This window comes from Sphingomonas flavalba (genome assembly GCF_047553045.1).
Classification (GTDB): Bacteria; Pseudomonadota; Alphaproteobacteria; order Sphingomonadales; family Sphingomonadaceae; genus Sphingomonas_L; species Sphingomonas_L flavalba_A.
In genome coordinates this window covers 12786-33734 of the sequence record NZ_CP180208.1, presented here as the reverse complement: position 1 = coordinate 33734, position 20949 = coordinate 12786, and the positions used below count along the sequence as shown (strand labels likewise).

Genomic DNA, 20949 nt, shown 5'->3' with positions numbered 1-20949 from the left:
CCGGCCAGGTGGTGACTGTTTTACCAGCGGTAATGGCTGAAGGCGCGGTTCGCCTCGGCCATGCGGTGCGTATCCTCACGCTTCTTCACCGCGTTGCCGCGATTCGCCGAAGCGTCCATCAACTCGCCCGACAGCCGCGCGGCCATCGTATGCTCGCTGCGCGCGCGCGCCGCCGCGATCAGCCAGCGGATCGCCAGCGCCTGCGAACGCTCGGGACGGACTTCCACCGGGACCTGGTAGGTCGCACCGCCGACACGGCGGCTGCGGACCTCGATGCCCGGCTTCACATTGTTGAGCGCATCATGAAAAACCTGCAGAGGGTCCTTCTTGGCGCGCGCCTCGACGGTGTCGAGCGCGCCATAGACGATGCCCTCGGCGACGGCCTTCTTGCCGTCGAGCATGACGCTGTTCATGAACTTGGAGAGAACGATATCCCCGAACTTCGGATCGGGCAAAATCTCCCGCTTCTCGGGACGACGACGACGAGCCATTGGCTGAATCCTTCGTTGAAAGGCCTGATCTTACTTCGGGCGCTTGGCGCCGTACTTGGAGCGGCTCTGCCTGCGGTCCTTGACGCCCTGGGTGTCAAGCACGCCGCGCAGAATGTGGTAGCGCACGCCAGGCAAGTCGCGCACGCGGCCGCCACGGATCAGCACCACAGAGTGCTCCTGAAGGTTGTGGCCTTCACCGGGAATGTAGCTGATGACTTCGCGGCTGTTGGTCAGACGGACCTTGGCAACCTTGCGAAGCGCCGAGTTCGGCTTCTTCGGAGTCGTCGTGTAGACGCGGGTGCAAACGCCGCGCTTCTGCGGGTTCGCCTCCATCGCAGGGACCTTCGAATTGGCCTTCTGCGGATCGCGGCCCTTGCGGACCAGCTGATTAATCGTCGGCATGAAGCCTTCACCTTTCAAGCGGTTACTTTGCCGGAGCCCGAAAACGAACCAACACAAAAGAGCCTCGGGACCGTTCGGCCCCTTGGCCCTCGCATGACCCGGCAATGTTCAAGCGCGCCCGCCAATCCGCGCACGTCTCCGATGACGAGTCCGCGGGCGAGGGCGGCCTATAGCGATGGAGTCGGAAACGGTCAACCGGGCGGCCGGGCCACCCCCCGTTCAGGCCCGGTCAGGCGCCAAGCGCCAGCGGCGCGCCGTCGGGTGCGGCGGCGTAGGCCGCTTCGTCCAGTATCCCCTCGCGCTTGGCGACGACGGTCGCGACGACCGCCTGACCGGCGACGTTGACCGCCGTCCGCCCCATGTCGAGAATCGGGTCGATGGCGAGGAGCAGGCCGGCCCCTTCCAACGGGAGCCCCAGCGTGGTCAGCGTCAGAGTCAGCATGACGATCGCCCCGGTCAGTCCCGCCGTCGCCGCCGAGCCAACGACTGAAACAAAGACGATCAGAAAATAGTCGGTCACGCCTAGCGGCAGCCCAAAGTATTGCGCGACAAACAGCGCGGCGATGGCAGGATAGATGGCGGCGCAGCCATCCATCTTCGTCGTCGCGGCAAGCGGAATGGCAAACGCGGCGTAACCGCGCGGGACGCCTAGCCCGCGCTCGGTCACTGCCTCTGTCACCGGCATGGTGCCGATCGACGAACGCGAGACGAAGCCAAGCTGGATCGCCGGCCACGCTTTCTCGAAGAAACGCAGCGGATTGAGGCCGTGAAGCGCGAGGATCGTCGGGTAGACGACGGCGATGACCAGGGCGAGACCGATATAGACGGCGGCGGCGAACCAGCCGAGGCGGGCGAGCGAGTCCCAACCGTAAAGCGCGACCGCCCGCCCGAACAGGCCGATCGTGCCGATCGGCGTCAGCCGGATCACCCACCACAGCAGCTTGCGGACGATCGCCAGCGCCGACTGGTTGAAAGCGAGGAAGGGTTCTCCCGCCGCGCCCGTGCGCAACGCGGCCACCCCGACCAGAATCGAGATGACGACGATCTGCAGCACATTGAACGACAGCGTCGTTGTCGCACCGCCGTCGGCCAGCGCGGTCGACACCCCCAGACCGAGCCAGTTCGCTGGCACCAGCCCTTTCAGGAAATCCAGCCAGGTCCCCACCTCTCGCGGGGCAACCGCGGCAGCCGCGTCGACACCGCCGCGCAGGCCGGGCTGGAGTATGGTGCCGAGTACCAGCCCGATGCTGACCGCGACCAGCGCGGTCAGCGCGAACCACAACAGCGTCTGGGCAACCAGCCGACCGGCATTGTTCAGGCTCCGCAGATTGGCGATGCTGGCGACGATGGCGGTAAACACCAGCGGCGGCACCAGCACTTTCAGCAACTGGATGAAGATACTGCCTGTGGTATCGAGTCCCACCACGAGCCAGCTGCCCGCCGGCATACCGCGCGCAACCAGGCCAAGCACAAGACCAAGCAGCATTCCGACCAGCACCTGCAGGCCGAAGCGGTCGAAAAACCGTGATGCGGGGCGAGCGGACGCGACCATCGCGCTGAGGTGCGCTTTTGCGCCACGATTACAACATAGTTTGCCTTTGAGGCGACCAAGCCCGCCTGGACTCCGGTTCTGCCGAGGCCCAGCCGATCAGCGCGAAACCCGCGCCGAGCAGCCATCCGGCCAGCACGTCGCTTGGCCAGTGCACGCCGACAACGATTCGCGACACCCCGATCAGCCCGGCAACGGCCATGGCAGGCAGGGCCAGCCGGCGATCGATCAACAGCGCGAGCAGCAGCCAGAACGCCATGTTGTTGGCGGAGTGGCCACTTGGAAAGCTGAGGTCCGATACCCGATCGAGATGGGCGAGCAAGTCCGGGCGCGGGCGCGCGAACAGCAGTTTAAGCCCGCTGTTGACGGCGGCGATCGCGACCATCGTGCCGACCAGCGCCGCCGCCGCCCGGCGGCGGCCCTTCCACGCAAACAGCGCGGCAATGCCGATGCCAACGAGGCTGCGCGGCCAGCCATCGCCAACATGGGTCAGCGCCAGCCACGGCACCGCCGACGCGCGCCAGGGGGCGATGGAGCGGATGATCGCCGAATCAAAGGCCGGCGTTCCCGACAGGGTGATCCACAGGCCGACCAGCAGTGCCGCCGCGATCAGCAGACAACCGACGACAACCGTCCGCCCTACCGTCACCCGCGATCCTTTCCCGATACTGCCCGCCGCATACCGGGGCGATCAATCCTTCAACGGATCATGGCCCCAGTTCATCAAAGCATAGCGCCAGCGCGACGTCACCTTGTTGTCGGGCGGCTGCGCGAGATGGCGCCGGCACACGCCGACCGCCTTGCGCATATGGGCATAGTCAGCGTCATCCAGCGCTTCCACCGGTTTACGCAGCAGGGCAACGATATTGCGGCCGGCGGCGTGGCCTACGCTTTCGCCGCTTCCACCATCGCCCTTCCAGCCGACACGCCAGCTTTCGTCGGTGCCCAGCCACGCCGCCAATTCCGTCGCCGACATATTCACACAGGCGTGGAAATCGCGGCGGATGCGGTCTCGATCGGGCGGGAGCATCGTCGCCGCTCCCCGTTCAATCGGCCCGCTTGATCAGTTCGCCGCCCTTGATGACCACGGTCACCTTCTGCAGTAGGCGGATATCGCGGAGCGGATCGCCGTCGACAGCGATGATGTCGCCATAGCGACCGACCGCGATCGCACCAACGTCGTCGGTGCGGCCCAATGCCTCGGCAGCGTTGCGTGTCGCCGACTGGATCGCCTGCATCGCGGTCATCCCCCATTCGACCATCTTGGTGAACTGCTTTGCATTGTCGCCATGCGGATAGACGCCGGCATCTGTCCCAAACAGCATCGGAACCCCGGCGCGGACGGCGCGGCGAAATGTTTCACGTTGGAGGCGGCCGATCATGCGCTCCTTCTCCAGGCTTTCCGGCAAGGTCCCGTTGGCCTCGCCGGTCGCGAGAATATAGTCGTCGTTGTAGATATCCATCGAGAACCAGGTGCGGGTCCTGGCCGCCAGCGCGATCGTCGCGTCGTCGGCCAGACTACAATGTTCGATCGTGTCGATACCGGCCGCGATCGCCGCGCGGATGCCGGCATCGCCATGGGCATGGGCGGCGACCTTCAGGCCCAGCATATGCGCTTCGTCGGCGATCGCCTTCATCTCCTCCGCGCTCAGTTGCTGACCACCGACGGAATCGCCGAGCGAGAAGACGCCGCCGGTCGCGCAGATCTTGATCACGCGCGCGCCATATTTGTGCAGCCAGCGCACCTTCTGCCGCCCGGCCTGCGGGCTGTCGACGACGGTCGGCGCGACACGATCCATCCCCGGCGGCAGTCCGGTTTCATCGCAATGCCCGCCGGTCGCGCCAATGGCATAGCCGGCGGTGGTGATCCGCGGCCCCGGCACGTAGCCAGCGTCGATCGCCTGGCGCAGGCCGACATCCTGAAAGCCCGCCGCGCCAAGATTGCGGACTGCGGTGAAGCCCGCCTCCAGCGTCTTTTTCGCATTGGCTACACTGACCGCGCTCCAGAAACTGTCACTATATTGCAGACCGCGATAGCCGCCGATTTCGGCCAGCCCGGTCAGGTGGACATGCATGTCGATCAGGCCGGGCAGAATCGTCTTGCCCGGCAGGGCGATTCGCTTTGCGTCGGCCGGGATATGCGGCGTGCCGCCGACCGACGCGATCCGCCCGTCGGTGATGACCACCACCGGATCGGCGATCACCCGTCCGGCCAGCACATCGACCATATGGTCTGCGGTGACCACGATCGTTTCGCCCCCGGCCGGAGCAGCAGCGAGCGCGGCCAACATCAGCATGAAAAAACGCATGTTTTCGTCCCCCCGTCCCGACACGCATGGATGCACGTTCCAGTATTCCGCCGCAAGCCGCCGCGGCGAACGACGACGGCCGCCACGTCCTACGCTTGCCCCCTGCGCTTGGCGGGCAGGCCGGCGGCGCGGAGGGGCTGGACCTTCCTGGTTCAGGCCAACTCGACCACCCTTGTCGGCATCGGCGGCGGCATCGCCTGTGACGCCTATGCGCCGATCACCGGCTTCGAGCTGGTCGGCGGGGCTCTGCGCGACCGACGGCGACCGCCCGCGCTCGCCTGACCGGCGACGCGACGAAGCGACGGGCGCCGGCCGGGGTGGGCCGGCGCCCGTTTCCGTGTGGGACGCATGGACGCTGGCGTCCGCAACCGTCTATAATTCTCCGGCGGCGGGTTCGGGATGGTGGATGGATGGCGGACAGCGACAGGACGATCACCGTGCGGCGGATGGCTTTTCTCTTCTCCGCCGACATGGAGCGGGTGTTTATTCGCAACGATCCCGCCGGGTCCTATCTGTTCCTCGGCACCTGGATGATGCTGCCCTATCTGGAACCATATCTGATCCGGACGATGGGCCAGGCGCTGCCGCACGTCACCGACCCGGCGCTGAAGGTCGCGATCCGCGGCTTCTGCGCGCAGGAGGGCGAGCACCACCGCCAACACGCCCGCGCCAATGACGTGATCCGGTCGCTGCGCCCCGGCTTTGCCGCGTTGAAGACGCTGGAGGCGGAGCTGGACGCCGAGTATCGCGGCTTCACCAAGGCGCGGCCACTGGCGTTCAACCTGGCCTATGCCGAGGGTTTCGAGGCGCTGACCTGCGCCACCGCCTGCACCCAGCTTCAGCTCGGCGCGTTCGACCGGGTCGACAGCCCGCTGGCCGACCTCGCGAAATGGCACGTGATGGAAGAGTTGGAGCATCGCAGCGTCGCCTTCGACGTCTATCGCCATGTCATCGGCGGCTGGCACCGACGGGTGATCGCCGGCGCGCGCGCGCAAGCCCATTTTATCCGCTGGGGCCTGCGCTTCGCCCGGCTGATGCGCAAGGCGGACGCGGAAACGATGGCCGCCTATGACGGCCCGGCCGCGCGCGCCGACCGCAATGCGTTCAACCGGCTTTACCTGCGCCATTTCCTGCCGCGCGCCCTGCGCATGCATATGCCCTGGTACGACCCGGCGCGCATCGCGCTGCCCCCCGCCTATGAGGAAGCGCGCCGGCACTTCTCCGCCGTCGCAACCGAAGCCGCGCCCGTGTGAAGCTTTTGGTTGTGTGAAACTTTGGTCATACCCTGCCCATCTCGACGACAGGCGGCCGGCCGCATCCTGAGGCGGGTCCATGGGAGACAATGGGGAATGACCGCCGCGCGCAGGCTGGGAAGCGCGATGCTGCTGCTTCTGGGCATCGCCGTGGCAAGCCGGCTGATCCACCTTCACATTGCCGGGCAGCATTCGCCATCGGCAGGCTTCGGCGCCCTGCCGGACGTGACGCTGGAGCCGGCGGCGCGGACGGACGGCCCCGGCCTGCTCGTCACCAGCCTGCGCACGACCGGCGGCGCGGCGCCCCGCGCCCTGCGCGTCGGCGACCGGATCGAGGCGATCAACGGACGGGCCGTCGCCTCGCTGCGCGACCTTGCCCGCACGGTCGACCAGGACGGCAATCCGGTATTGACGCTGCACCTCAGACGCGGCGATCAACAGATCGACGTGCAGATCGATCGCCGCGTGAATGGAGTGGGCGCGCATGGCGCATAGAATCCTGCTGATCGAAGACGACGCCGCAACGTCGGCCTACATCGCCAAGGGGCTGACAGAGGAGGGCTTTGTCGTCGACATCGCCGACGACGGCCGCGACGGCCTGTTCCACGCGACCGGCGGCGGCCACGACGCGATCATCCTCGACCGCATGCTGCCCGGCATGGACGGGATGGCCGTCCTCGCCGCGCTGCGCGCCGCCGGGGTCGAGACGCCGGTGGTGCTGCTGTCGGCGCTTGCCTCGGTCGACGACCGCGTCGGCGGGCTGACCGCCGGTTCGGACGACTATCTGACCAAACCATTCGCCTTTGCCGAACTGCTTGCCCGGCTAAGGCTGCTGCTCCGGCGTCGGCCCGGTGGCGCGACACCGGAGACCCGGCTGGCCTGCGACGATCTGGAAATGGACCTGCTGGCGCGCAAGGTCCGGCGTGGCGGCGCGCCCATCGATCTCCAGCCCCGCGAGTTCAAGCTGCTCGAATATCTGCTGCGCCATCAGGAACAGGTCGTCACCCGCACGATGTTGCTCGAAGGGGTTTGGGATTATCATTTCGACCCCGGCACCAACGTGATCGACGTGCATGTCAGTCGGCTGCGCAAGAAGCTGGACGAAGGCCACCCACGCCCATTGCTGCACACGGTGCGCGGCGCCGGCTACCGTCTGGGTCTCGGCGATTGACGCCGGCGCGCGGCCTGTCCGCGATCGCCCGTTCGGCGTCGTTCCGTTTCGCGGCGCTGGTCTTCATCCTCCAATTGCTGTCCGCCGGCGCGATATTGATGACCGTTCGGCAACTTATTCTCGACGAACTGATTGGCGACAGCCGCGCGCTATCCGTGGCGCTACGCGACGACCTGCTGTCGACCTACGGAGAAGGCGGCGGCCCGGCACTGGTAGCAGCGATTCGCGCCCGGCTGGACAGCGTCGGCAACGCTGACACGGTGCTGCTCCTCGCCCGCGCGGACGGGCGGCCGATCGCCGGCAATCTTGGCGCCTGGCCGCCAAACGTCACGCCAGGGGCGCCATGGCGCACGATCGACCTGTTCCGCGTCGGCGGCGCCCAGCCGGAGCGGATGGAACTGGTGTCGGCGGCATTACCAGACGGCGGCCGCCTGCTGGCCGGTCATGTCGTCGAAAGCAGCCTTAAACTGAACCGCGTCGTCGAAGCCGCGCTGCTCAGCGCGCTGCTGCTGGCGCTGCCACTGGCGCTGATCGGCGCCTGGGCGGCGGCGCGGCTGATCGACGGGCGGCTGCGCAACATCGCCGCGACGGCGCGCGCCGTCGGCGCCGGCGACCTGTCGCACCGGGTGGTGCCGGACGGCAGCGGCGACGCGTTCGAGGCGGTCGGCCTGTCGATCAACGTGATGCTGGAACGGATCGAAACGCTGGTCAGTGAATTGCGGATCGTCACCGATGGGCTGGCGCACGACCTGCGTTCCCCGCTCACCCGGCTGAAGGCGACGCTAGAGCGCGCGCTGGGCGAAACCAGCGACAGCGGCGAGCAGGCGGCACTGGCAACCGCGCTGGCGGAAGCCGACACCCTCCTCGCCATGCTGTCGACGGCATTGCAGATCAGCCGCGCCGAGGCCGGCATCGGTCGCGACCGATTCGCCGGGACCGACCTGACCCGGATGCTTGGCGATCTTGTCGAGGTGTATGGCCCGCTGGTCGAGGAACGCGGTTTCACCATCAGCCAGGACCCCGCACCGCCGCTACGCATACCCGTCCATCGCGAGTTGCTCGGCCAGGCTATTGCCAACCTGGTCGATAATGCCGTGAAATACGGCGCCGGCCACATCCGACTGGCCGCGGCGCCGACCGCCGACGGCGCGGAAATCGTCATCGCCGATGACGGACCCGGCATTCCCGTCGAACGCCGCGCCGAAGCGGTTCGCCGCTTCGGCCGGCTGGATGCCGCGCGCCACGTCGGCGGTGCCGGCCTTGGCCTCGCTCTGGTCGCTGCGGTGGCGCGGCTGCACGGTGGGACATTGACGCTGCAAGACAACGCGCCGGGGCTGCGGATCCGGATGTCGGTGACCGGATAGGCGCGCTAGACCGGCGCCGCGACCGTACCGGTACGGTCCAGCTTGCCCCAGCCGACCCGCGGTCCGCCGACGGCGGCAGCCACGGCGCGGATCACGACCGAATACATCAACTGGCGATAGACGAAGCGCTGGGCGAGCAGCAGCAGCAATGGATAGCGCCGCTCACGCGGGTCAAGCCGATAGGCGATCCAGCCGCAGACCGCGTCGATCGCGGTGAACGCCAGCCAGTATACGGCCATGCGGATCACGTCGGTATGGGTCTGCACCCAACCGTGCTGCTGCACGCGCGCGACCGTCGCGACCGCGCTGGCCACCAGCGCCAGGTCGATGACCGGAGAGATCAGCGCGAACAGGATCTGGAACAGCCACGCCTGCGGCAGGCCGACCAGCGCCAGCCCCTGCGGCCGCCCGGTGCGCAGCACCGCGCGATGCTTCCACAGGCATTGCAACGTGCCGAACGCCCAGCGGAAGCGCTGGCGGGCAAGGGCACGGAACCCCTGCGGCGCCTCCGTCCACGCCACGGCATCGGCATCATAAGCGACGGTCCAGCCGATCCGCTGGATGGCGATGGTCAGGTCCTGATCCTCGGCCAGCGTATCGACCGGATAGCCACCGACCGCATCGAGCGCGGCGCGGCGCCACGCCCCGACCGCGCCCGGCACGACGGTGATCGCGCCAAAGCGGTCGAGCGCGCGGCGTTCCAGATTCTGCGCGGTGACATATTCGACCGACTGCCAGCGGGTCGCCAGGTTGACCCGGTTGCCGACCTTGGCGTTGCCGGCGACGGCGCCGATCGCCGGGTCGGCGAACCAGCGGACGAGCCGGGCGATGGTGTCCGGTTCGAACTGGGTATCGGCGTCGAGGGCGACGACGATCTCCCCCTGCGCCAGCGCCAGCGCACGGTTGAGCGCGGTCGCCTTGCCGCCATTCTCCAGCGCCAGCAGCCGCACCCGCGGCTCATCGGCGAAGCCGGTGGCGACGATCGCGCTGGTGCCGTCGGTCGAGCCGTCGTCGACAACGATCACCTCGATCCGCACATCGCGGCTGGCGAGCACCCGCCGGACCGAGGCGGCGATCACCCGCGCTTCGTTGTAGGCGGGGATGATGACCGAGACGAACCGGCCGGGATCGACCGGCGGCGGCACCCGCCGATTGCCGGGCAGGTTGGACCGCACCGCCAGCACCGCGATCAGCACCGCCCGGCCGATGCCCAATGTGATCGCTACGAAGAACAGCCATTTGAGCAGCCAGCCGAGCGCCGCGACCGCCAGGAAGATGCCGACGTCGGCGCGAACGGCGGCGAGGTCGGACCCGGTGACCGGCGGCATCGCCTGCGCCGCGCTCAACCCGGCCAGCGCCGAGACGGGAACGAAGCGGTAGCCGCGCGCCCTGAGGCCGTCGATGATCGCCGGCAGCGCCGCCACCGTCTGCGCCCGCACCCCGCCGCCGTCATGGAGGAGTACGATCTGGCCGGAACGTTCGTCATTGCCCGCCGTCACCTGAGCGATCGCATTGCGGACGATCGCGGCGACGCCGGGCGTCCGCCAGTCCTCCGTATCGACATGCAGGCCGACATTGACATAGCCGGCCTGCTGCGCCTGCAGCGCCGGGCCGAGCTCATCCGCCGTCGTCGGCTCGGCATCGCCGAAATAGGGGGCGCGGAACAGCCGCATCGACCGGCCGGTATAGGCCTCGATCAGCCGCTGGGTGGCGTTCAGCTCGATCCGCATGCCGCGCGGCGATTCGAGCGCGAGGTTGGGGTGGGTGTAGCTGTGGCTGCCGATCTCGCTGCCCTGCGCCAATATGTCGCCGAGCAGTAGCGGATGCTCCATCGCGTTTTCGCCGATGACGAAGAAGGTCGCCGGCACTTGCTTCTGCTTGAGGATGGCCAGAATCTTCGGCGTCCAGTCCGCATCGGGGCCGTCATCGAAGGTCAGCGCGACCACCCCGGGGCGGTAGCCGGTCCGGCGCACCACGTAAGGCGTAGGCAGCGTGCCGTAGTGCTCGTCGCGGATCAGGCCGTCGGCATCGCTGACCACCGTGCGATGACCGGTGGTCGGCGCGCTGTCGATGTGGACAATCTCGCCATTGCCCTCGACATCGACATTGCCGACCGGGGTGATCGCCGACAGATCCGGCGGGCGGGCGTGGCCGTAGGCGGCAAGCGCGGGCCAGACACCGGGGTCCTCGCTGCCGAGCCGCCACAATGCGACGCCGCCGACCCCGGCGACGCGTGCGGCACGGAGCTGGTTCCAGACGGTTGCCGCATCCAACATCCACACCCGGTGCGGCACGCCGCTTTCCGCATAGGCGAAGGTCGGGTTGCCGCTTGCCGGATCGAACGCGATCGCGGCGCCGCTGTCATGGGCGACAAGCCATGCCTCCTCGACGGTCAGCGCATCGACGGTACCGTGCCAGTCATAGGCGTAGCTGCCGATCGCCAAAATCGCCTTTGGCCCGGCGGCGCGCATCGCCGCGCGCAACTGGGCGACGAACCACGGCTGGGAGGCGATCGGCCCCGCCGTTCCGCCAAGCCAATGCTCGTCATAATCCATGACGAGCAGCCGGTCGGCGACCCGCGCATAGGCGGCGATGTCCCAGTCCGCGTCGCCGACCGGCACGGTCGCGGCAACGATCAGCCCCTGCGGGGCGAACCGCGCCCGCGCCTCGGCCAGGAACCGGCGATAGGGGCGCTGCGCCGCCGGCGGCAGATCCTCAAAATCGAAGACGATGCCGGCGCCGTGCTCGGCCGCGACCATCGCCGCGACACCATCCAGCAGGCGGGCACGAGCTGCCGCATCGGCGAACAGCGCGGCGGCGCCCGCCCCGTCCCAATGGCCGGCGGCGCTGTTCTGGACCATCGGCAGCACCTTCGGCCGGTGGATCTGCCCGGCCATGATCCGCGAAAAGGCGCGATCATGGGTGTAGACGAACCGGTGGTCGGCGCCGGTGACGGAGGCGAGGCCCGGCACCACCCAGTCGAGCTGGCCGACATGGTGGCGCAGCGACGCGCGACTGGCATCATCCCACGACACATAGAAGGCCGCGGTCAGCGGATTGCCGGCAGCACGCGGCGGCGGAGTCGCCGGCAGCCACAGGCCAAGCCCGCGCCCGGCAGCGTGGACGCCGCGGGTTAGCCGGCGGCGGATATGAGCGATCTGGGCGGGCAACGGCCGGGGCTGCGGGCGTTCCGCCCCCAGCGGCAGCGGATCGGGGACCGGCACCGCAGCGATGGTCACGCCGAGCACGGCGGCGGCGGCGGCGATCAGCAGCAGAAGCAGGAACAGGCCGCGCAGCAGCCATTTGCGACGCCGGCCGCTCGCATCGAAGAAAATCGGCCTGGTCATCTTGCCGCGCCCCGTAGCGCGGAACGGCACCCGGAAACGGGGGTGCCGGGTGCCGTTCCGCGGCAATCGAACCGACTGGAGGAGACTGGTCCGACCAGTGCGATCTAGCGCTTGCCCGATGAGAGACCGATGGCCGGAGAATGAACGATCGGTAAGGTGACGGCGGAGCGACCGCCGAACGCGGCATTATGGTAGAAAAAGGGTAAACGAGAGTGCTCCGGCGGACGATCCGTGGCAGTATGCGGCCAATCCAGACCAGACCACAGACAGGGACCGACCGACGTTGACGATGGATAACGGAAGCGACACCGCCGACACGCAGAACCGGGTGACCGACAGGGCCGCCGTGTCGGCCGATGTCAAACTGCGTCTGGCCGGCGGAAAGCCGATCGACGTGAGGCTGATCGACCTGTCGACGTCCGGGTTTCGGACCGAGTTCGTATCGCGCCTGCATACCGGCGACCACCTGTGGCTGATCCTGCCCGGGCTGGCCCCGCTATTTGCAAAAGTGGCGTGGAGTGACGGCGTCGTTACCGGCTGTCATTTCGAGAAGCCGATCCATATCGCGGTGTTCGACCGCATCGTCGCGACGCTGCGCTGACCGGCGCCGGCCGGCACGGTTTCAACGCCGGCGGATCAGGCGTTCCAGCGTGCGGGTATGGAGGCTCGCGGCGTCTTCCGCGCCGTAAGCCCGCTCAATGTCGCGGCGAATCTCCTCCAGTTCAGCCTCGCCGAGATGTTCGATACCGATGAAGGCGTTGCGGGCGCCTTCGACGGCGCGGATCAGTTCGTCGAGCTTGGCCTGGATCGCGCTGGCGTCGCGGTTCTGGGCGTTCTGGATCAGAAACACCATCAGGAAGGTGACGATCGTCGTGCCGGTATTGATCACCAGCTGCCAAGTGTCGGAATAGCCGAACAGCGGCCCGCTTGCTCCCCAGGCGACAACCACCGACAGCGCCATCACGAACGCCCCAGGCCGCCCGGCCCAGGCGGCCACCATCGTCGCCAGCCGCTCGAATAGCCTGTCCATAACCATGCCTCGCCTGTTGTTTCAGGGCTGAAACGATAACGCGAGCCACCGGTTCCGGGGCGACGCGATCAGCCCATATGCGGTTCGAACAACCGGCCACGTTCGGTGACGAACACCGCCACGAATGCGCTGACCCCGCACAGCAGGAAGCCGAGCGCAAGCGGAACGGTGGTGCCGTCGAACGCCTGCCCCATGGCGATGCCGATCGCACCGCCGACCAGCGTTGCGACAAAACCCTGCACGCTCGCTGCGGTACCGGCGAGTCCGCCCATATGTTCCATCGCCATCGCGCCGAAATTGGCGCTGGCCAGCCCGAAGCACCCCATCATCAGAGCCTGGACAAACGCGAAGCTGACCAGCGTTTCCCGGTCGAGCATGGCAAGCGCCAGGTGCAGCGCCGCCAGCGCAATGAAGACGAGCAGTGCTCCGTGCGAAATCCGGCGTGTGCCGATCCGGATGACGAAGCGGGAATTGAACACCGCCGCTACCGCCATCGTCCCGGCCATTGCCGCGAAGACAGGGCCGAGCAGGCGTGGCGACGCGAATGTATCCGAGAAAATCTGCTGAACCGAGTTAATGAAGCCGAATAGCGCCCCGGACAGCAGGGCGAGCGCCAGCGTGTAGCCGACCGACATCCGCTCGCTCAGCACCGTCCGCCAGCCAGCGGCGATCGTCGGAAAAGACAGCGCAAGCCGTCGTTCCGGGGGCAGGGTTTCCGGCAGGCGCAGGCCGGTCCACAGGAACAGGCCGAAAGTCGCGACCGCCAGCACCGCGAAAATCCACCGCCATTCGGCGACGAGCAGGATCAGTTGCCCGATCGTCGGCGCCAGGATCGGCACCGCCATGAACACGATGTAGGCGAGGCTGACCACCCGGGCCATCTGGCGCCCGCTGAACCGGTCGCGGACGATGGATATCGCCAGCACCCGGCAGGCAGCGACCGCGACACCTGCCGCCACCCGCGCGACGATAAGCAGCGTGAAATCCTGCGCCAGCGCCGCCAGAAGGCTGAACAGAGCGGCCAGAACAAGATTGACCCGTAACACCCGCCGCCGGCCGAAGCGGTCGGACAGCGGCCCGTGGATGATCTGGCCGACACCAATGCCCAGGACGAAGGCGCCGATGACCCATTGGCGGGTGTTGGGCTGTTCCACAGCCAGCGCCTCGCCGATCGCCGGCAACGCCGCCATCATCGAATCGATCGACAGCGCGGTCATCGCCATGCACGCGGCGACGATCGCGACAAACTCGCCGAACGGCGGCATTCTGGTGTCGTCAGACCCGGTCATCATGCCCCCATGGCAAGAGCCGGGCGGCGGTGGAACCCCCAACGGCGGATATATTCGCCCGCGCCTTAGCGCAGCGGGGTATCGACGGCGAACCTGCCGCGTCCGGGTTGTAGATACGGCCCGCCCGCCGAACGACAGCTGACGCGAGCGCAAACAGGCAAGTCCGCCGCGACAGCGGTTGCTGACCAGCGTGCCGCAGCAGCCCTGGCGAATCGGGGCGGCGGATGCGCTTGTGCCTTCTGCGTGCGGCACATTTGGCGCCATCGACCGGGGAGGACGGACAGGGCAGGCACGATCGCGAACCCGCAGCGCAATTCTCGACATTGCCGCAAGGCTCGCCTATCGCCCCAGCAAAACCAAGAGGAATTTACAATGGCCAATCCCCCCTCAATCGCCGCCAGTCACGTGCTCGACCGGGTGCTGGTGCTGGAAATGGTCCGCGTCACCGAGGCGGCGGCGATCGCGGCATCGACGCTGGTCGGCCGGGGCGACGAGAAGGCCGCCGACGCCGCCGCCGTCGAGGCGATGCGCGAGGCACTGAACAGCCTGTACATGGATGGCACCGTGGTGATCGGCGAGGGCGAGCGGGATGAGGCGCCAATGCTCTATATTGGCGAGAAGGTCGGTTCGGCGATCGGCAAGGGGCCATGCATCGATATCGCGCTCGACCCGCTGGAAGGGACGACGATCACCGCCAAGGCCGGGCCGAACGCGCTGGCGGTTCTGGCCATTGCCGAGGAAGGCTGCCTGCTGAACGCGCCGGACGTGTATATGGAGAAGCTGGCGGTTGGCCCCGGCTATCCCGACGGAGTCATCGACCTCGACAAGTCGGCGTCGGACAATGTGCGCGCGGTTGCCGCCGCCAAGGGCGTCGCGCCGAGCGAAATCATCGCCTGCGTGCTCGACCGGCCCCGCCACGAGAAACTGATTGCCGAGCTGCGTGCGCTTGGTTGCGGCATCATGTTGATCCCGGACGGGGACGTTGCCGGCGTGATCGCGACCACCAATCCTGACACGACGATCGACATCTACATCGGTTCCGGCGGCGCGCCGGAAGGCGTGCTGGCCGCGGCGGCGTTGCGCTGCGTCGGCGGACAGTTCAAGGGGCGGCTGCTGTTCCGCAACGACGATGAGAGGGCGCGTGCGCGCAAATGGGGGATCACCGACCTCAACAAGATCTACGACCTGACCGATCTGGCGCAAGGCGACTGCATCTTTGCCGCCACCGGCGTGACCGACGGGTCGCTGCTCGACGGGGTGAAGCGGTTGAAGGGCGGGGTCATGACCACCGAGAGCGTCGTCATGCGCGCCAGTTCGGGCACGGTCCGCTGGGTCAAGGGCGAGCACCGCAAACAGGCCTGAGCCGGAGCTGAAACGCAAGGGAACAGCCATGCCGATCGACGCGACGCAACCCTATGACGATACGAACGTCTTTGCCCGCATCCTGCGCGGCGAACTGCCGTGCCGCCGGGTCTATGAGGATGAGCACGCCCTGGCGTTCCATGACATCAATCCCCAGGCGCCGACCCATATTCTGGTGATCCCCAAGGGCCGCTACGTGTCGTGGGACGATTTCTCCGCGCAGGCGAGCGATGCGGCGATCGCCGGCTTCATCCGCGCCGTCGGGCTTGTCGCACGCGAACAGGGCCTGGTCGCGCCCGGTTATCGCCTGCTCGCCAATGTCGGCCAGCACGGTCACCAGGAAGTGCCGCACCTGCACGTCCACCTTTTCGGCGGGCGCCCACTGGGGCCAATGCTGGCGCCCTAGGCCCGGCCCGGGCCACGAAAACAACTTCAAGACTATTGCGCCAGCCGGATTAGCCTCTACGCTTCCGCGCAACATAATTGTGCGGGGGTTCCCCGCCATTCATGGGGGAACCACTTAATGATCTTCGGACGCGTCAAACCGCTCGACGCCATTCTCGCGACCGCCGAGAAGAAGGGTCTGAGCCGGAGCCTCGGCGCCTTTCAGCTGACCATGCTCGGCGTCGGCGCGGTCATCGGCACCGGCATTTTTGTCCTTACCTCCGAAGCGGCGCAGAAGGCCGGGCCGGGGATGATGATCAGCTTCGTCATCGCCGGCTTCGTCTGCGCGGTCGCGGCGCTGTGTTATTCCGAACTGGCGTCGATGGTGCCGGTTGCCGGCTCCGCCTACACCTACACCTATGCGGTGATGGGCGAATTGATGGCGTGGATGGTCGGCTGGGCGCTGATCCTCGAATATGCGGTGGGCGCCAGCGCGGTCGCAGTCGGCTGGTCCGGCTATTTCGTCGGGTTGATGAACAGCGCTTTTGGCATAACCATTCCCGCAGCGCTGGCCGTCGGGCCAAGCCAGGGCGGCATGATCAACCTGCCGGCGGTGGTGATCGCCGGCCTCGTCACCTGGCTGCTTATCATCGGCACAACGGAAAGCGCGCGGGTCAACGCTGTTCTGGTCGCGATCAAGGTCGCGGCGCTGGCACTGTTCATCGCCCTCACCATTCCGGTCATCAAGCAGGACGAGTTCATTCCATTCCTGCCGAACGGCTGGGGGACGATTGGCGTCGTCGGCGCGGCATCGTCGATCTTCTTCGCGTATGTCGGCTTCGACGCGGTGTCGACCGCAGCGGAAGAAACAAAGAACCCGCAGCGCAACGTGCCGATCGGCCTGATCGGCAGCCTGCTGATCTGCACCGTCTTCTACCTGCTGGTGTCAGCTGGCGCGATCGGCGCGATCGGCGCGCAGCCGGTGCGCGGCCTTGGTGGCGAGATATTGTCGCCGGGCACGCCGGAACTGGCCCAGCGCTGCGCACAGATCGTCGCCAGCGGCCTGAACGAACCGCTCGCCTGCTCCAAGGAGGCACTGGCCCACGTGCTGCGCAGCGCCGGTTGGGTAAAAGTCGGCAACCTGATCGGTCTTGCCGCCTTTATCGCCCTGCCGTCAGTGGTTCTGATGATGATGTTCGGCCAGACCCGCGTGTTCTTCGTTATGGCGCGCGACGGGCTGCTGCCAGCCAAGCTGGCCAGCGTACACCCGCGGTATCACACGCCCCATATCGTCACCATTTTCACCGGCATCGTCGTGATGGTCGCGGCGGCGTTCCTGCCGGTCGGCAAGCTGGCGGATTATTCCAATTCCGGCACGCTGTTCGCCTTCGCCATGGTCGCGATCGCGGTGCTGGTGCTGCGCAAGACCGACCCGGATCGCCACCGGCCGTTCCGTACCCCGCTGATCGGCCTCGTCGCGCCGCTCGCCATCTTCGGTTGCCTTGGCCTTTACGTGAAGCTGCCGCTGGTCGCGATTCTGGTGTTGCCGGTGTGGGGGCTTGTCGGCCTGCTCATCTATTTCGGCTATAGTCGCCGCCACAGCTATGTCGGCCGTGGTATCACCGACGTGCCGGAACTGGACCCCGACGCGCCCCCGCTCCCCGTGCCGCCGCTGCCCGGCGCCCCGACCCCGGGCGACAAACAGGCCTGATAGCCGCGCGCTGATCGGGTAAGGGAACGTCCGGCCATCTCGCGCGCTCTTCCGGAAGGGAGAGTGCGCGATGATGAGCCTGACATCGGACGAATGGGTCTATGTGACCTTCCTGCTGCTGCTTGCCTTTGCCGTCGGCCTGCTGGTGCGCGGCGGATCGGGCAAGTGGAAGCGGGCGCTGGCGCGGGAGCGGGAGGCGCATGCCGCGTTGCGTACCGACCATGAGGCGCGGATCGCCGCCGCCAATGCCCGTATTGCCGAACTGGAGCGGCAGGTGCCCGGCGCCGATCCGCTCGCCGGCGGCGCGATCGGCGCGGCGGCGGCCGGGCGGCACGACGACCTGACCCTGATCCGCGACATCGATCGAGCCGGTGAGACGCGGCTGAATGCGGCCGGCATCCACAGTTACCGTGCGATCGAGGCGCTGTCGGCGGAGGAGGAAGCCGCGCTGGAAGGCCGGCTGGGCTTCGCGCCCGGCCGCATCGCGAACGAGCATTGGCGCGAGCAGGCGGCATTGCTGCGCGCCGGCAAGATCGACGAGGTCCGCGCCCGCTACGGCTGAGGCCGCGGCGGGCGGGACACGCCGGTTCAGCCCCGGCTTTTCAGTGCCGCCTGTGCCGCCGCCAGCCGCGCGATCGGCACGCGGTAGGGCGAGGCGCTGACGTAGTCGAGGCCGGCGCCTTCGCAGAAGGCGATCGAGGCCGGGTCGCCGCCATGTTCGCCGCAGATGCCGAGCTTGATATCCGGCCGGGTCGCCCGGCCGCGCTCGACCGCGATGCGGATCAGCTCGCCGACGCCCTCGGTGTCGATGCTGACGAACGGGTCGCGGGCGAAGATGCCCTTGTCGACATAGCTGGTCAGGAATCGGCCGGCGTCGTCGCGGCTGACGCCCAGCGTCGTCTGGGTCAGGTCGTTGGTGCCGAAGCTGAAGAACTGGCCGACCTCGGCGATCTCGCCCGCCTTCAGCGCCGCGCGCGGCAGCTCGATCATCGTGCCGACCAGATAGGCGATCTCGCGGCCCTTCTCGACGAACACCGCCTTGGCGGTGTCGTCGATGATCCCCTTCATCAGGTCCAGCTCGCGCCGGGTGGCGACCAGCGGCACCATCACCTCCGGGATCGGCGCGTTGCCGGTCCTAGCGGCGACATCGCACGCCGCCTCGAAGATCGCGCGAGCCTGCATCTCGTAGATTTCGGGATAGGTCACGCCCAGCCGGCAGCCGCGGTGGCCGAGCATCGGATTGACCTCGTGCAGCTCGGCGGCGCGGCGCTTCAGCGCGTCGACGGCGACCGACGCTGCTTCCGCTACCTCGGCGAACTCCGCCTCCTCGTGCGGTAGGAATTCGTGCAGCGGCGGGTCGAGCAGGCGGATCGTCACCGGCAGGCTGGTCATCACCTCGAAAATCTCGGTGAAGTCGGCGCGCTGTTCGGGCAGCAGCTTGTCGAGCGCGGCGCGGCGGCCCTGCTCGCTGTCGGCGAGGATCATCTGGCGCACGGCGGTGATCCGGCCGGCGTCGAAGAACATGTGCTCGGTCCGGCACAGGCCGACGCCTTCGGCACCGAAATCGCGGGCGGTGCGGCAGTCATGCGGCGTTTCCGCATTGGTGCGCACCTTCAGCCGGCGGGCGCCGTCGGCCCACGCCATCAGCGTGCCGAAATCGCCGGCCAGCTCCGGCTGCACCGTCGCCACTTCTCCGGCCATCACCTCGCCGGACGCGCCGTCGATGGTGATCGTCTCGCCTTCCCTGATCGTCCGCTCGCCGACGCGGAACAGCCGCGCCTTGGCGTCGATCGCCAGCGTACCCGCGCCGGAGACGCAGGGCCGGCCCATGCCGCGGGCGACGACGGCGGCGTGGCTGGTCATGCCGCCCCGCGCGGTCAGGATACCCTTGGCGGCGTGCATGCCGTGAATGTCTTCCGGGCTGGTTTCGACACGGACAAGGATCACCGCTTCGCCCTGCGCCGCGTGCTTTTCCGCCGTGTCGGCGTCGAACACCACCGTGCCGGACGCGGCGCCGGGGCTGGCCGGCAGGCCACTGGTCAGCACGTCGCGCGGCGCCGCCGGGTCCAGCGTCGGGTGGAGTAACTGGTCGAGCGCCGCCGGGTCGACGCGGGCAACCGCCTCGTCGCGGCTGATCAGCCCCTCGTTCGCCATGTCGACCGCAATCTTCAACGCGGCGGCGGCGGTGCGCTTGCCGTTGCGGGTCTGCAGCATCCACAGCTTGCCGCGCTCGACGGTGAACTCGATGTCCTGCATGTCGCGGTAATGGTCTTCGAGCAGCGCGAAGACGCCGGCCAGCTCGGCAAACGTCTCCGGCATCGCTTCTTCCATCGACGCCGCCTTGGCCCCGGCCCGCTCGCGCGCCGCCAGGGTCAGATATTGCGGGGTGCGGATGCCGGCGACGACGTCCTCGCCCTGCGCGTTGATCAGGAATTCGCCGTAATAGGCGCGCTCGCCGGTCGCCGGGTCGCGGGTGAAGGCGACGCCGGTCGCCGACGTTTCCCCCATGTTGCCAAACACCATCGCCTGCACGTTGACGGCGGTGCCCCAGTCGCCGGGGATGCCGTTCAGCCGGCGGTAGACCTTGGCGCGTTCCGACTGCCACGACCCGAACACCGCGCCGATCGCACCCCACAGCTGGTCGTTCACGTCCTGCGGGAACGGCTTGCCCCATTGCTGCTCGACGATCTTCTTGTAGCTGGCGACCAGCGCCTGCCAGTCATCGGCAGTCATGTCGGTGTCGAGGAAATGGCCCTTGTCCTCCTTCGCCACCTCAAGTGCTTCCTCGAACGCGCCGTGGTCCAGTTCCAGCACCACATCCGAATACATCTGGATGAAGCGGCGGTAGCTGTCCCAGGCGAAGCGCGCGTCGCCAGACACCGCCGCCAGCCCCTCGACCGTCCGGTCGTTGAGGCCTAGGTTCAGGACAGTGTCCATCATCCCCGGCATCGACACCCGCGCGCCGGAACGGACGGAAACCAGCAGCGGGTCGGCCGCGTCGCCGAACCGCTTGCCGGTGATCCCCTCGATATGGGTCAGGCCGGCTGCGACTTCCGCGCGCAGGCTGTCGGGAAAGTGCTGTCCGTCCTCATAATAACGGGTGCACATCGCGGTGGAGATGGTGAAGCCCGGCGGCACCGGCAGGCCGATCGAGGCCATGCCGTCCAGGTTGGCGCCCTTGCCGCCCAGCAGATTCTTGTCGCCCTGGCCGCCGTCCGAAACACCGCCGCCGAAGCGGTACACATATTGCGTCATTCCAACCCCATCCCTGCGAAATCAAACAAAGC

Annotated in this window: 20 protein-coding genes; 10 read left to right on the top strand and 10 right to left on the bottom strand. The window is 67.7% G+C overall.

Annotation, left to right across the window (positions count from 1 at the left end; translation table 11 throughout):
- Positions 1-20: 20 nt before the first annotated feature.
- The 6 genes from rpsG to ACMT1E_RS00135 all read right to left on the bottom strand — a co-directional run bounded on the left by rpsG (position 21) and on the right by ACMT1E_RS00135 (position 4739).
- Positions 21-491: a 30S ribosomal protein S7 gene (gene rpsG / locus ACMT1E_RS00160; RefSeq protein WP_136161927.1), complete on the bottom strand. Its 471-nt coding sequence runs from the start codon at positions 489-491 to the stop codon at positions 21-23.
- A gap of 30 nt (positions 492-521) precedes the next feature.
- On the bottom strand, positions 522-893 hold the full coding sequence (rpsL, locus tag ACMT1E_RS00155) for a 30S ribosomal protein S12 (protein ID WP_414901425.1): 372 nt from the start codon (positions 891-893) through the stop codon (positions 522-524).
- A 229-nt stretch (positions 894-1122) separates the two neighbouring features.
- Positions 1123-2445, bottom strand: coding sequence for a dicarboxylate/amino acid:cation symporter (locus ACMT1E_RS00150; RefSeq protein ID WP_414901423.1), 1323 nt, complete (start codon positions 2443-2445; stop codon positions 1123-1125).
- Between the two features lie 28 nt (positions 2446-2473).
- Positions 2474-3091, bottom strand: a complete 618-nt coding sequence (locus ACMT1E_RS00145; protein WP_414901421.1) for a phosphatase PAP2 family protein — start codon at positions 3089-3091, stop codon at positions 2474-2476.
- A gap of 42 nt (positions 3092-3133) precedes the next feature.
- Positions 3134-3472 carry a DUF3140 domain-containing protein gene (locus tag ACMT1E_RS00140; protein ID WP_414901420.1) on the bottom strand — a complete coding sequence of 113 codons (339 nt, stop codon included), beginning with the start codon at positions 3470-3472 and terminating at the stop codon, positions 3134-3136.
- A 16-nt stretch (positions 3473-3488) separates the two neighbouring features.
- Positions 3489-4739, bottom strand: coding sequence for an amidohydrolase family protein (locus ACMT1E_RS00135; protein ID WP_414901418.1), 1251 nt, complete (start codon positions 4737-4739; stop codon positions 3489-3491).
- 120 nt (positions 4740-4859) lie between these two features.
- Here ACMT1E_RS00135 and ACMT1E_RS00130 point away from each other — a divergent pair, with 120 nt between their 5' ends.
- The 5 genes from ACMT1E_RS00130 to ACMT1E_RS00110 all read left to right on the top strand — a co-directional run bounded on the left by ACMT1E_RS00130 (position 4860) and on the right by ACMT1E_RS00110 (position 8539).
- Positions 4860-5033 (top strand): hypothetical protein, encoded by a 174-nt coding sequence (locus ACMT1E_RS00130; protein ID WP_414901416.1) that lies wholly within the window; start codon positions 4860-4862, stop codon positions 5031-5033.
- Between the two features lie 128 nt (positions 5034-5161).
- Positions 5162-6004, top strand: coding sequence for a metal-dependent hydrolase (locus ACMT1E_RS00125; protein ID WP_414901414.1), 843 nt, complete (start codon positions 5162-5164; stop codon positions 6002-6004).
- 96 nt (positions 6005-6100) lie between these two features.
- Complete coding sequence (locus ACMT1E_RS00120; protein WP_414901412.1) at positions 6101-6499, top strand: PDZ domain-containing protein; 399 nt, start codon at positions 6101-6103, stop codon at positions 6497-6499.
- On the top strand, positions 6489-7175 hold the full coding sequence (locus ACMT1E_RS00115) for a winged helix-turn-helix domain-containing protein (protein WP_414901411.1): 687 nt from the start codon (positions 6489-6491) through the stop codon (positions 7173-7175). The genes ACMT1E_RS00120 and ACMT1E_RS00115 overlap by 11 nt, the downstream gene beginning before the upstream one ends.
- Positions 7172-8539: an ATP-binding protein gene (locus ACMT1E_RS00110; RefSeq protein WP_414901409.1), complete on the top strand. Its 1368-nt coding sequence runs from the start codon at positions 7172-7174 to the stop codon at positions 8537-8539. The genes ACMT1E_RS00115 and ACMT1E_RS00110 overlap by 4 nt, the downstream gene beginning before the upstream one ends.
- A gap of 5 nt (positions 8540-8544) precedes the next feature.
- On the opposite strand, the gene ACMT1E_RS00105 is transcribed toward ACMT1E_RS00110, so the two are convergent.
- Positions 8545-11886 carry a glycosyltransferase gene (locus ACMT1E_RS00105; RefSeq protein ID WP_414901407.1) on the bottom strand — a complete coding sequence of 1114 codons (3342 nt, stop codon included), beginning with the start codon at positions 11884-11886 and terminating at the stop codon, positions 8545-8547.
- A gap of 289 nt (positions 11887-12175) precedes the next feature.
- Here ACMT1E_RS00105 and ACMT1E_RS00100 point away from each other — a divergent pair, with 289 nt between their 5' ends.
- Positions 12176-12487 carry a PilZ domain-containing protein gene (locus tag ACMT1E_RS00100; protein WP_414901405.1) on the top strand — a complete coding sequence of 104 codons (312 nt, stop codon included), beginning with the start codon at positions 12176-12178 and terminating at the stop codon, positions 12485-12487.
- Between the two features lie 21 nt (positions 12488-12508).
- On the opposite strand, the gene ACMT1E_RS00095 is transcribed toward ACMT1E_RS00100, so the two are convergent.
- Complete coding sequence (locus tag ACMT1E_RS00095; protein ID WP_414901404.1) at positions 12509-12916, bottom strand: low affinity iron permease family protein; 408 nt, start codon at positions 12914-12916, stop codon at positions 12509-12511.
- A gap of 68 nt (positions 12917-12984) precedes the next feature.
- Positions 12985-14205: an MFS transporter gene (locus tag ACMT1E_RS00090; protein WP_414901402.1), complete on the bottom strand. Its 1221-nt coding sequence runs from the start codon at positions 14203-14205 to the stop codon at positions 12985-12987.
- Positions 14206-14577: 372 nt separating this feature from the next.
- On the opposite strand from ACMT1E_RS00090, the gene glpX reads away from it, so the two are divergent.
- From glpX to ACMT1E_RS00070, 4 genes are all read left to right on the top strand, one after another.
- Positions 14578-15567, top strand: coding sequence for a class II fructose-bisphosphatase (glpX, locus tag ACMT1E_RS00085; RefSeq protein WP_414901400.1), 990 nt, complete (start codon positions 14578-14580; stop codon positions 15565-15567).
- Positions 15568-15595: 28 nt separating this feature from the next.
- Positions 15596-15973: a histidine triad nucleotide-binding protein gene (locus ACMT1E_RS00080; RefSeq protein ID WP_414901399.1), complete on the top strand. Its 378-nt coding sequence runs from the start codon at positions 15596-15598 to the stop codon at positions 15971-15973.
- A 117-nt stretch (positions 15974-16090) separates the two neighbouring features.
- Entirely contained in the window at positions 16091-17662 is a 1572-nt protein-coding gene (locus ACMT1E_RS00075; RefSeq protein ID WP_414901397.1) for an amino acid permease, read from the top strand.
- A gap of 70 nt (positions 17663-17732) precedes the next feature.
- Complete coding sequence (locus tag ACMT1E_RS00070) at positions 17733-18224, top strand: hypothetical protein (protein ID WP_414901396.1); 492 nt, start codon at positions 17733-17735, stop codon at positions 18222-18224.
- Between the two features lie 26 nt (positions 18225-18250).
- Here the strand turns inward: ACMT1E_RS00070 and ppdK are convergent, their stop codons facing one another.
- Entirely contained in the window at positions 18251-20917 is a 2667-nt protein-coding gene (gene ppdK / locus ACMT1E_RS00065) for a pyruvate, phosphate dikinase (RefSeq protein WP_414901394.1), read from the bottom strand.
- Positions 20918-20949 lie beyond the last annotated feature (32 nt).

Bases quoted from the DNA above. Each gene is read 5' to 3' on its own strand.
- ACMT1E_RS00120 (WP_414901412.1), top strand. From the start codon at position 6,101: ATGACCGCCGCGCGCAGGCTGGGAAGCGCGATGCTGCTGCTTCTGGGC.
- ACMT1E_RS00100 (WP_414901405.1), top strand. From the start codon at position 12,176: ATGGATAACGGAAGCGACACCGCCGACACGCAGAACCGGGTGACCGAC.
- ACMT1E_RS00115 (WP_414901411.1), top strand. From the start codon at position 6,489: ATGGCGCATAGAATCCTGCTGATCGAAGACGACGCCGCAACGTCGGCC.
- ACMT1E_RS00150 (WP_414901423.1), bottom strand. From the start codon at position 2,445: ATGGTCGCGTCCGCTCGCCCCGCATCACGGTTTTTCGACCGCTTCGGC.
- ACMT1E_RS00080 (WP_414901399.1), top strand. From the start codon at position 15,596: ATGCCGATCGACGCGACGCAACCCTATGACGATACGAACGTCTTTGCC.
- rpsG (WP_136161927.1), bottom strand. From the start codon at position 491: ATGGCTCGTCGTCGTCGTCCCGAGAAGCGGGAGATTTTGCCCGATCCG.
- glpX (WP_414901400.1), top strand. From the start codon at position 14,578: ATGGCCAATCCCCCCTCAATCGCCGCCAGTCACGTGCTCGACCGGGTG.
- ACMT1E_RS00090 (WP_414901402.1), bottom strand. From the start codon at position 14,205: ATGACCGGGTCTGACGACACCAGAATGCCGCCGTTCGGCGAGTTTGTC.
- ACMT1E_RS00075 (WP_414901397.1), top strand. From the start codon at position 16,091: ATGATCTTCGGACGCGTCAAACCGCTCGACGCCATTCTCGCGACCGCC.
- ACMT1E_RS00070 (WP_414901396.1), top strand. From the start codon at position 17,733: ATGATGAGCCTGACATCGGACGAATGGGTCTATGTGACCTTCCTGCTG.
- ACMT1E_RS00095 (WP_414901404.1), bottom strand. From the start codon at position 12,916: ATGGACAGGCTATTCGAGCGGCTGGCGACGATGGTGGCCGCCTGGGCC.
- ACMT1E_RS00135 (WP_414901418.1), bottom strand. From the start codon at position 4,739: ATGCTGATGTTGGCCGCGCTCGCTGCTGCTCCGGCCGGGGGCGAAACG.
- rpsL (WP_414901425.1), bottom strand. From the start codon at position 893: ATGCCGACGATTAATCAGCTGGTCCGCAAGGGCCGCGATCCGCAGAAG.
- ppdK (WP_414901394.1), bottom strand. From the start codon at position 20,917: ATGACGCAATATGTGTACCGCTTCGGCGGCGGTGTTTCGGACGGCGGC.
- ACMT1E_RS00140 (WP_414901420.1), bottom strand. From the start codon at position 3,472: ATGCTCCCGCCCGATCGAGACCGCATCCGCCGCGATTTCCACGCCTGT.
- ACMT1E_RS00105 (WP_414901407.1), bottom strand. From the start codon at position 11,886: ATGACCAGGCCGATTTTCTTCGATGCGAGCGGCCGGCGTCGCAAATGG.
- ACMT1E_RS00125 (WP_414901414.1), top strand. From the start codon at position 5,162: ATGGCGGACAGCGACAGGACGATCACCGTGCGGCGGATGGCTTTTCTC.